1 pseudogene is annotated in these 559 nt (G+C 36.5%); it reads left to right on the plus strand.

Annotated features, from left to right (window positions below):
- Positions 1 to 230: pseudogene (locus M6D81_RS31650) on the plus strand (hypothetical protein); the annotation flags it as partial.
- Between the last annotated feature and the right edge of the window lie 329 nt (positions 231 to 559).

A 559-nucleotide genomic window follows, 5' to 3' on the forward strand; every position in this document is an offset into this window, starting at 1 on the left:
GGTTTTGGATTGAAGTGCATAAGTCATGTATAGAAGTTGAGTATGAAGATGGGCACTCATTTTGGCATCACATCAAACTTGAAATAGAGCAGAATGGTCATAAATTCGAATGGAATGAAGTTGCCGATATTTATGAGGGGAAATTGTTAATCGGCGAAAAAGATGACCCCTATGCGAAGTATAGGGATGGGAAAATGAATTTTGAAATCGAAAATATAAAGGGATTCTGACTTTCTAATTAAACTTGTTCGCAATTGTATTCTTTTTAGGAGTATGGTATAAGGATGTCTACATAGATGGACATTAGTAACCGAATAATACTTCAACTAAAGGAAACGACAGCTTAATAAACCTTAGAATTTAACATAGCCTACCCAAAAAACTTTCCGCTCCCCTACTTATCCTATATCTTGTGAGTAAACCGTCTTTACGAATGCGCCAAGGGAACGCCCGTTATTTCAATGACGGGATGAGAGTGGCGACCTCTCGCTTGTAACCGAGTATCTTAATCTATCTAATCACTTGAAACAAGAACGTATGTTTGGTATAATTAAATTAA

The sequence above is a fragment of the Paenibacillus sp. J5C2022 genome (assembly GCF_025567625.1).
Lineage (GTDB): Bacteria > Bacillota > Bacilli > Paenibacillales > Paenibacillaceae > Pristimantibacillus.